5 protein-coding genes are annotated in these 10,094 nt (G+C 64.4%); 3 read left to right on the forward strand and 2 right to left on the reverse strand.

The window, feature by feature from the left end; genetic code table 11:
* Window positions 1-273 precede the first annotated feature (273 nt).
* The gene (locus HQL56_14815) at window positions 274-2,166 is read left to right on the forward strand and encodes a potassium transporter Kup (protein ID MBF0310793.1); all 1,893 of its coding nucleotides are present in this window, start codon (window positions 274-276) and stop codon (window positions 2,164-2,166) included.
* A 497-nt stretch (window positions 2,167-2,663) separates the two neighbouring features.
* On the opposite strand, the gene HQL56_14820 is transcribed toward HQL56_14815, so the two are convergent.
* Window positions 2,664-2,951 carry a DUF1778 domain-containing protein gene (locus tag HQL56_14820; GenBank protein MBF0310794.1) on the reverse strand — a complete coding sequence of 96 codons (288 nt, stop codon included), beginning with the start codon at window positions 2,949-2,951 and terminating at the stop codon, window positions 2,664-2,666.
* A gap of 122 nt (window positions 2,952-3,073) precedes the next feature.
* Entirely contained in the window at window positions 3,074-3,850 is a 777-nt protein-coding gene (locus HQL56_14825; GenBank protein MBF0310795.1) for an ABC transporter substrate-binding protein, read from the reverse strand.
* A gap of 165 nt (window positions 3,851-4,015) precedes the next feature.
* Here HQL56_14825 and HQL56_14830 point away from each other — a divergent pair, with 165 nt between their 5' ends.
* Entirely contained in the window at window positions 4,016-6,112 is a 2,097-nt protein-coding gene (locus HQL56_14830) for a PocR ligand-binding domain-containing protein (protein ID MBF0310796.1), read from the forward strand.
* 152 nt (window positions 6,113-6,264) lie between these two features.
* Window positions 6,265-10,094 (forward strand): response regulator (locus tag HQL56_14835; GenBank protein MBF0310797.1); only part of this gene is annotated, 3,830 nt, incomplete at its 3' end.

Genomic DNA, 10,094 nt, shown 5'->3' on the forward strand with positions numbered 1-10,094 from the left:
TGCCCCGAACCCCGCCGGGGGGGATAATCCCCCCCGGACCCCCGTATGACGGAGAGCTGTTTTCCTCGGCTGATTCGCTGCGGACCGCTTGGAGGCTTCGCCTTCAAACCTCCGCCTGGGTGGATAATCCCCCCCGGCCCCCCATCTTCCGCAACGGAATCTTTATACAATCTTGATGGATTTTGCCATCGAATTGATCCCATCCCGATACCAAAGCCGGCATCATGCCCGATTTGTGCCGGACGGGTTGTCTTGCCAGAGAGGGGTTTGCCCATGTCTGCTCACACGGAGGAACAATCGCGCGGTCGCCTGGCCACCCTGGTGATCGGTGCGCTGGGCGTAGTCTTCGGGGATATCGGCACCAGTCCGCTCTACGCGCTCAAGGAGGCCCTCGGCAGCCACGGCAGCGCCGCGCCGACCGAAGCGGACGTGCTGGGAGTCCTCTCCCTGATCTTCTGGTCCCTGGTGGTGGTGATCACCGTCAAGTACGTCTTCTACATCATGCGGGCGGACAACAAGGGAGAGGGGGGCATCATGGCCCTGGCCGCCCTGGCCTTGCGCTCACCGGGGGTGGGACCGAATCTTCGCGCCATGATCTACTTCCTGAGCCTGTGCGGTCTGGCTCTCTTTTTCGGCGACGGGGTGATCACTCCCGCCATTTCGGTCTTGTCGGCGGTGGAGGGGCTGGAACTGGCCACGCCGGTGTTGAAACCGGCGGTGCTGCCGGTGACCGTGGCCATTCTGATCGGGCTCTTCCTCTTTCAGCGTCGGGGTACGGGCGGGGTGGGACAGCTTTTCGGCCCGGTGATGGTGGTTTGGTTCATCATCCTGGCGGCGCTGGGGATTTACGGGATCGTGCGCAATCCCACGGTGCTGGCCGCCTTGTCGCCGCTGTATGCGATACAGTTCTTTCTGATTCACGGCGGACAGGCGTTTCTGGTGCTGGGGGCGGTCTTCCTGGCGGTGACCGGCGCGGAGACCCTCTATGCCGACATGGGCCATTTCGGACGGCGGGCCATCAAGGGAGCCTGGCTGTTCCTGGTCTTTCCCTCGCTGGTGCTCAACTATTTCGGCCAGGGCAGTCTGATCCTTCAGGATGCGGAGAGTTTGCGCAATCCCTTCTACCTGCTGGCCCCCTCCTGGGGGCTCTATCCTCTGGTCTTTCTCTCCACCGCCGCCACGGTCATTGCCAGTCAGGCGGTGATTTCGGGGGCCTTTTCGGCGGCGCGCCAGGCCATGAATCTGGGCTTTCTGCCGCGCATGGCGGTGGTTCACACCTCCACGCAGGAGGAGGGGCAGATTTATGTCCCGGTGGTCAACTGGGCGCTGCTGCTGGCGGTTCTGGTGCTGGTGGTCTCCTTCAAAAGCTCCTCGAATCTGGCGTCGGCTTACGGCATCGCCGTGACCGGGGCCATGGCCATCGACACCACCCTGGCCTTCGGGCTGGTGTTGCGGGCCTCTTTCTCCTGGAAGCCCCTGACGGCGGCGTTGGTGACGGGCTTCTTCCTCTTCTTCGATCTGACCTTCTTCGCGGCCAACTGCCTCAAGATTCCGGAGGGCGGGTGGTTCCCGCTGGTGTTGGGCACTTTCATCTTCTATTTCATGGCCACCTGGAAGAACGGTTTGCAATTGGCATTGAAGGCCGTTTCGCGGGAGGAGATTCCGCTGGAGCCGTTTCTGCGGCAGTTCGAGAAGGAGCAACTGCCCCGTGTTCCCGGCACGGCGATCTATCTGACGGGACGCAAAGCGGTGGTCCCGCGCGCCCTGGTGCAGAATCTGCAACACCATTGGGTGGCGCACGAACGGGTGGTATTGGTGACGGTGACCATTCAGGACACGCCTTTCCTGTCTGGGGTGCCCCGAGTGGTTCAGGAGGATCTGGGCCAGGGGTTCCACCGTTTGGAGATCACTTTCGGATTTTCGGAGACGCCGGATCTGCTCAAGGCGATGCAGGAGTTGCCGTTGTTCGAGGGGGAGGGGTTGCGGGAGGAGGCGTCGTTTTTCCTGGGCCGGGCGACTTTTCTGCCGATGGGGGGGTATCCGGGGTTCCCGATCTGGAGACAACGCTTTTTCATCTGGCTGCAGCACACCTCGGGTCATGCGGCGGAGTGGTTCAATCTGCCGATGCAGCGGGTGGTGGAGATGGGGTCGAGGCTGGCGCTGTAGTGTGCTGGTAACATAACGGGGGTCCGGGGGGGATTATCCCCCCCGGCGGGGTTCGGGGCGGAGCCCAGAGGTTCTATCCGTTGCCGTGGCTTTTGGCGGGTCGAAGCCAAAAGGAGAAATGGCCAACGCTGAACCGCTACCCAACCCTGTTCCCACTTCGACCCGCCGGAGGGGGCCAGGGGAGGGCCTCATCCTCCCCATCTTTGAACGCACCACCAAGACACCGCCGGGGTTACTCGCGGACGAGAGATCCTTGTTTATGAAAACCGAAACCCTGGTGGAATTGGCGCGTTCAAGGATGGGGGGATGAGGCCCCCCCTTGCCCCCTGCGGTCCGCACGAATTCTCCGCATGGTGCGGGTGGTGAGTGGGTGGGCTTTCTTTTGATGCTGCGGACCGCGACGGCCAAAGGCCACACCAACACCTCGGGGCGCTGCCCCGAACCCGCCGGGGGGGATAATCCCCCCCGGACCCCCGTATCAGTGGATGTCGGTGGTTTCACCCCTCCCATGGCGCTGGTGTCTGCAGGGCGCGACGCAACCGCTCGTTGGTCTGTGGCGGCGCGTCGAGCAGCGCCAGCCACTTTTCGTAGGCTTCCGCATCGACCGTCAGCACCGTTCGGTCGAGCAGGGTCTCTTCCGCGACACGGCGGGCAGCTTCCGGATTGAAATCGGTGCGGTTTTGCCCGCCTGCCCGGGCGGCGCGGTCGATCAGGTTCTTCTCTTCGGAGCCCATCCGCAGATTGAGTGTTTCACCTCGTGGCGGCAGCATCGCAGGGCCTCTCATTCGTCTCCCCTTCTGAAAAAATAACAACCTAAGTATGTATAGTGTAATGACATTGTCATTCGGTATTTTGTTCACCCCCGGAAGGGATAATCCCCCCCGGACCCCCCTATCGGCAAAAGCGCTCACTTCCCCGGCCCGGTCAGGGGGGCCTCCACCCGGTGGATGCCGTAGATCGCCGCCACCCGCCCGGAAGCCACCATCTCCGCCAGGGTGGCGTTCAGCTTGGGGAACAGCGCCGCGTGGGGCGACTTGGCCGACAGGCCGTAAAAGTTGCCGATGCGCTGCTGAAAGCGGTACGCCGCGAAGGCGTAATCCTTGAACCCCAATCCCGCCAACACCCCCTCCATGGCCTGCCGATCCAAGAGCGCCACCGTGTCGAAACGTCCGCCGATGAACATGCGCGCCAGATTGTGGTCGTCGGAGGCCGTCTCCTTGTGGATGGCGGCATCGCCGTCGAAGGGATCGAAATAGGCGGTCTTCAACTTGACCCCCACCACCAGGGTCTTGAGATCCTCATAGGTGCGCAGACGCTCCTCCTGTCCCTTGGGCACCAGAAACTGGATATCCTTGTCCTGATAACCGATGGGGCCCAGAAAATGGACGAAGTCCTCCCGTTGCGGGGTGCGCACCACCCTCGGCACCAGATCGACCTGTCCGGTCTCCAGATCGTGCAGACTCTGCGGAAAGGGCACCACCCGCCACTGCACCCGGAAACCGTGTTTGCCCGCCGCCTCCTCCAGAATATCCTTGAGCGGGCCCGAGACCTGCTCCCCTTCGCCGACCACCATCTCCGGCGGACGGGGCCGGTAATCGGCCTTGAGAACCGGCTGCTCCGCGCCGCCCTCCCCCGACCAGACCGCCAGCAGCAGCAAAACGAACAACACCCGCCCGAGAATCATGGATCATTCTCCGCAAGCTGTAGATGATACGATGCCGCCGGTGAACTTTTTCGCTCCCGGTCGGCCTGATTGGCGTTAGTATAGGATTCCCCGAGGGCAAGAGAAACGCCCGTTGTGGGAATACCCGCTGCGGATGGCATTTTGTGGGGAGGAGTCACAGCGCCGATGGCCCTTTTTTACGTCAACAGTCTGAGCGGCAAACTGCTGCGCATTCACCTGCCATTGACCGTCCTGGCCGTGCTGGCGCTCTTCGTGGTGCTGGAGGTCGATTTCTACCGGGGGGAGCGGGCCCGATTGATCGAAGGCCTCGACCGACTGGTCAACGTCCACGGCACCGCCATCGAGGCGGCGGTCTGGGAGTTCGACCTGCAACGGGTGCGCAACCTGCTTCAGGAGCAGAGTCGCCTGGCCTTTTTTGAGGGAGCCCAGGTGCGCGGCAAGGCCGGCGAGGTGCTGGCCGCCGCCGGGGATGTCGGCGCGGCCCTGCGCTCCCCCGATTTCCGCGTGGAACACCCCCTGATCCACAAATCGGGCAGCGGGGCCCAACAGATCGGCACCCTGGTGGTGCAGGTTCACGACGAAGGCATTCGTCAGGCGCTCCTCGGCCACCTGAAGATCAACGGCGCGGTGCTGCTGGTGCTGGTGACAGCCCTGGTGGCGGGCACCTGGTACGGGGTGCGCGTGGTCATCGGACGGCCGCTGGAGGAGTTCCGCCAGGCCATCGAACGCTCCCGCGAGGAGGCGGTTCAGGCGCCGCTGACCTGGGAGCGGCAGGACGAACTGGGCGATGTGGTGCAAGCCTACAACGAAATGCTGGAGGCGCGCCATCGGGCCGAAGCGGCCACCCGGCAGCGGGAGGGGGAGTTGCGCGAGGCGGCCCGCCTGGCCCGGGAGTCGAGCGAAGAGGCCGCCCGCTTCAACCGGCTGGCCATCGGCCGCGAACTGCGCGTCGTCGATTTGAAAAAACGGGTCAACCTCCTCTCGGAAGAGCTGGACCGCCCGCCCCCGTTTCATATTCCCGAAGAGGCCGCCTTCGAGGAGGCCGTCCCCGGGGCGGAGACGGAAGGCGTCGAGGTGGAATACGCCCTGGATAACCTGCTGGACCTGCCCGAACTGCAATCCCTGTTCGAGGACTTCTGCGCCATTGCCGAGGTGCCCGCCGCCATCATCGATCTGAAGGCCAAGGTGTTGGCCTCCAGCCGCTGGCAGAAGGCCTGTACCGATTTCCACCGGGTCAACGCCGTCACCTGCGCCCGCTGCATCGAAAGCGATACCCAGCTGGCGCTGCAACTGCAGGAGGGGCAGGACTTTTCCATCTACCGCTGCAAGAACGGCCTGACCGACGCCGCCTCGCCCATCGTGGTCAACGGGCGACACCTGGCCAACGTCTTCATCGGCCAGTTCCTGCTGCAGCCCCCGGACCTGGCCTTCTTCCGGGCCCAGGCCCTGGAGGTCGGTTTCGATCCGGAAGCCTATCTGCAGTCCATCACCGCCCTGCCGGTGATGCAGCAGGAGAAGCTGCCCGTCATCCTGGATTTTCTGTCGCGCTTCGCCAAACTGCTGGCCACCTTCTCCCTGGAACGCCTGCTCGCCACCGGCATGGAAAAAGCCAAACGACGCGGCGAACTGGCCGCCCTGAATCTGGCCGAGGACGCCGAAATGGCTCGGGCGCAACTGGCCGAATATCAGAAACAACTGGAAAACCTGGTGGAGGAGCGCACCCGCGATCTGCGGGCCGCCGAAGCCCGCAGCCGGCTGATTCTGGAGTGCGCCGGAGAGGGTATCTTCGGCACCGACGCCGGGGGACGGATCCACTTCATCAATCCGGCGGCGCAACGCATGCTGGGCGGCAGCGCCGAGGAGCTGATCGGCCAGTCGGTACACGCCACCGCGCTGCACAGTCGCCCCGACGGCACCCCCTATCCCGTCGAGGAGTGCCCCATGTGGCGCGTTTACACCCGTGGCGAAAGCGCACGGGTCGATGACGAATTCCTCTGGCGGCGCGACGGCAGCGGCTTTCCGGCGGAATACGCCGCCGTGCCCATCTGGCAGGAGGAGACCCTGGCCGGTTCGGTGGTGACCTTCCGGGATATCACCGAACGGCGTCAGGCCGAGGCCGCCGTGCGGGAAAAGATGGCCGAGCTGGAAAACTTCGCCCGGGTGGCCGTGGGCCGCGAATTGCGCATGATCGCCCTGAAAGAGGAGGTCAATGGTCTCTGCGCCACCCTGAACCAACCCCAACCTTACGAGATCGTGACCTAGGGCATGTTGACATTCACCATCTTTTGGCCGGCGTTGCAATCCGGTTCGGAATGCTCCTGTAGAGGAGGACTACATTCCGCTTCCTCACCGTCTTGCGCCTTGCCAGGAACCAAAATCCGGCAAATGTCAACACGCCCGAGCGGAGCCCGCTGATGACTATTTTCCAAACGGTGTTTTCGGATCGCGGCTTCTCCCTGGGATTGCGGGGCAAGAGCCTGGTCTTCTTTGTGACGCTCTTTCTGGGCGTGGGGCTCATCGCCTCGGCGATGCTCTACCACCTCGGCCATCGACAGGCCCACGACCTGGGCAGCCGGCTGGTCGAACACCACGTTCTCGGGCATCGCGAGAAGGTGCTGGGCGCGGTGCAGCGCGAGCTGGCCCTGGCCCGTCAGATGGCCGGGTCGCCGACCCTGCAGCGTTGGGCCAAGGACGAAACCAACCCGGAACGCCTGGCCGAAGCGGTGCAGGAGATGAACGCCTTTCGGGAGAACTTCGCCGCCCGCAGTCTCTTTCTGGGGCTGGAGGCGAGCCGCCACTTCTATTACACCGGCGCGGCGGCGGAAAAGGTCACGCCGGAGGTGATCAACACCCTCAGCCCCACCGTGGAGGACGACGCCTGGTACTTCGCCAGCATGAAGGCCGAGAGCCCCTTCAACCTGAACGTGGACTACAACGAAAAGCTCGATGTCACCAACCTGTGGATCAACTACACCATGGTTTCCGGCAACGACCGGCTGGGAGTGGTGGGCACGGGGGTGCGGCTCACCGATTTCATCGAACGCTTCGTCACCACCACCGAACGGGGCATTTCCGGCATGCTCGTCGATCAGAACGGAGCCGTTCAGGCCAGCCGGGATACCCGGTTGATCGCCCGCAACAGCGGTTCCGGAGCCGGTGAGTTCCAAGGGGGGCTGTTCACCCTGCTGGATTCGCTGTCGGAACGGGAGGAGCTGGATCGGGCCATGACCCGGCTGCGGGAGAAACGACAGGAAGCCGTGGTCCTGCCCCTGACCCTCGCCGGGCGGGAGACCCTGGTGGCTCTGGCCTGGCTGGAACCCCTCAAGTGGTATTCCGTGGCCTTTCTGGATCCATCCAGCGTCATTCCCCACCGGGATGTGGTCCACTTCTTTCTGGCCCTGGGAGGTTCCTTTCTGGCGGCTCTGGGCCTGCTGATGGCCGGGCAGAACCGCCTGGTGATGCAGCCGCTGCGCCGCTTGACCGAAGCGGCGGAAGCCCTCTCCCGAGGCGATTACGACACCCGTCTGCCGGAAAAGGGCCACGACGAACCGGGGCGGCTGAGTCGGGCCTTCAACGACATGGCCCAACGGGTGGCCCGCTCCACCCGCGCCCTGGCGGAAGAGGTGGACCAGCGCACGGACGCGCTGGCCCTGAAAGAGACCCAGTTGCGCACCCTGGTGGACAGCATTCAAAGCTTCATCTTCATGAAGGATCCGCAAGGGCGCTATACCCTGGTCAACGCCGCCCAACCCCGTATTCACGGTGGGAACGCGGCCTACCGCACGGGCTGCACCGACTTCGACATTCTGCCGGCCGAGGAGGCGGAGATCTTCGCCGCCCAGGATCGGGAGGTGCTGGCGGGACGGGTGGCGCGAACCTTCGAGAACGTCATGCGTTCCGATGGGGAGGGCGCGTCACGGGTCTATCTGACCACCAAGGTGCCGCTGCTGAACGAACGGGGCGAGGTCTACGGGCTTTGCGGCATCGCCACCGACATCACGGAGCGCAAAGCCACGGAAGAGAAGTTGACCTCCCATCTGGCGGAACTGGACAAAACCCGCAAAGCCACCCTCAACATGCTGCTGGATCTGGAAGAGGAGCGCAAACTGGCGGAAGAGCTGCGGCAGAAGGCGGAAGCGGCCACCCGCGCCAAATCGGACTTTCTGGCCAACATGAGCCATGAAATCCGCACCCCGATGAACGCCATCATCGGCATGAGCCATCTGGCCATGAAGACCGACCTGACGGCCAAACAGCGGGATTACATCCACAAGGCCCACAACGCCGCCACTTCGCTGCTGGGCATCATCAACGACATTCTGGACTTCTCCAAGATCGAAGCGGGCAAACTCACCATGGAGCAGGCACCCCTGCATCTGGACGAGGTGCTGGGCGGGGTGGGCACGCTGCTGGCTCCGAAGGTGGCCGACAAGGGGCTGGAACTGCTCTTCGACGTGGGCCCCGACGTGCCCAGCGCATTGGAAGGGGATCCCCTGCGTCTCAATCAGATTCTGGTCAATCTGGGGGGCAACGCGGTCAAGTTCACCGACCGGGGCAGCATCACCCTGCGGGTGCGACGGTTGGAACAACAGGGGGAAAAGGTGAAGCTGCAGTTTTCGGTGCAGGATTCGGGCATCGGCATGACGCCGGAGCAGCAGTCGCGGCTGTTTCAGGCCTTTTCCCAGGCCGATACCTCCACCACCCGCAAGTACGGCGGCACCGGGCTGGGATTGACCATCTCCCGGCGGCTGGTGGAGTTGATGGGCGGGACCATCTGGGTGGAGAGCAGCGCCGGAGAGGGCTCGACCTTCCATTTCACCGCCTGGTTGGGCCATTCCGGCAAGGTGGAGGGCAATCCGACGCTGCCGGCGGCGTTGCATCATCTGCGGGTGCTGGTGGTGGACGACAATCCGGCGGCGTTGCAGATTCTCTCGGAGATGGTGGCGGGGTTGGGTTTGCAGGTGGAGGGGGCCACGAGCGGCGCGGAGGGCTTGGAGCGGGCGGCGCGGGCGGTCAACCGGGGCCTCGGCTACGATCTGGTGGTCACCGACTGGCAGATGCCGGGCATGGACGGGGTGGAGCTGGCCCGGCAACTGCGGGCCCGATTGGGCACCGCCACGCCCCGGGTGATTCTGGTGACCGCCTTCGATCGGGAGAGCGCCCTGGTCGAGGCGCGGGAGGCGGGTATCGAGGCTTTTTTGAGCAAGCCGGTCAGCGCCTCGATGCTGTTCGACACCCTGGCGGGATTGTACGGTCAAGCGGGGCTGGCTCGGGAGGAGCCGGTGCAGGGACCGGAGGTCGATCTGGGAGGAATGGTGATCCTGCTGGCGGAAGACAACGAGATCAACCAGCAGATTGCCGTGGAGTTGCTGGAGTCGGTGGGGGCGCGGGTGGTGGTGGTCAACAACGGCCAGGAGGCATTGACCACGCTGCAACGCGAGGGGCCGGAGGCGTTTCATGTGGTGTTGATGGATCTGCAGATGCCGGTGATGGACGGTTACGAGGCGACCCGGCAGTTGCGCGGCGAGCGGCGTTACGACGCTTTGCCGATTCTGGCCATGACGGCCCACGCCATGGCGGAGGAGCGGGAGAAGTGCGCCGCGTTGGGCATGCAGGATCACATCACCAAGCCCATCGATCCGGCGGCGATGTTTGCCCTGTTGCTGCGTTATCGCCCGGCGGGGGCCACGGCTCACCGGGCGGTGACGGCCCGTTCCCGCGACGAGGGGGAGCTTCCTGCGGTGCCGGGGGTGGATACGGTGGCGGGTTTGGGGCGCATGGCGGGCAACGTTGGCCTATACCGGCGGTTGCTGGGCCAGTTTGCCCGCAAGCAGGCGGAAGCGGCGTCGCGGATCCGGGTTTTGGTGCAGACGGGACGGCGTCCGGATGCGGAGCGGGAGGCGCATACGGTAAAGGGGGTGGCGGGCAATATCGGCGCGGTCGAGGTGCAACGGGTGGCGGCGGAAGTGGAATCGGCGCTGCGCGGCGGGGCCACGCCGGAGGGGTTGCAGGAGGGGTTGGGCAGGTTGGAGGAGGCATTGAGGGGACTGTGCGGCGGGATCGAGCGGGCCTTGACCGGGGGAGAGGTGACGGAGGAGACGGTCTTTACGCCGGAGGCGCGGCAGGGCTTGGTGGAGATGTTGAAGCTGTTGCAGGAGGACGACGCCGGGGCCATGGGGTTGTTCGAGGCGCACGGCAAGGCGTGGGCGGTATTGGACCGGGAGGGGATGTTGCTGCAACCGCT

The sequence above is a fragment of the Magnetococcales bacterium genome, from assembly GCA_015231925.1.
In the GTDB taxonomy this organism is placed as follows: Bacteria; Pseudomonadota; Magnetococcia; order Magnetococcales; family JADGAQ01; genus JADGAQ01.

Bases quoted from the DNA above. Each gene is read 5' to 3' on its own strand.
- HQL56_14815 (MBF0310793.1), top strand. From the start codon at position 274: ATGTCTGCTCACACGGAGGAACAATCGCGCGGTCGCCTGGCCACCCTG.
- HQL56_14820 (MBF0310794.1), bottom strand. From the start codon at position 2,951: ATGAGAGGCCCTGCGATGCTGCCGCCACGAGGTGAAACACTCAATCTG.
- HQL56_14825 (MBF0310795.1), bottom strand. From the start codon at position 3,850: ATGATTCTCGGGCGGGTGTTGTTCGTTTTGCTGCTGCTGGCGGTCTGG.
- HQL56_14830 (MBF0310796.1), top strand. From the start codon at position 4,016: ATGGCCCTTTTTTACGTCAACAGTCTGAGCGGCAAACTGCTGCGCATT.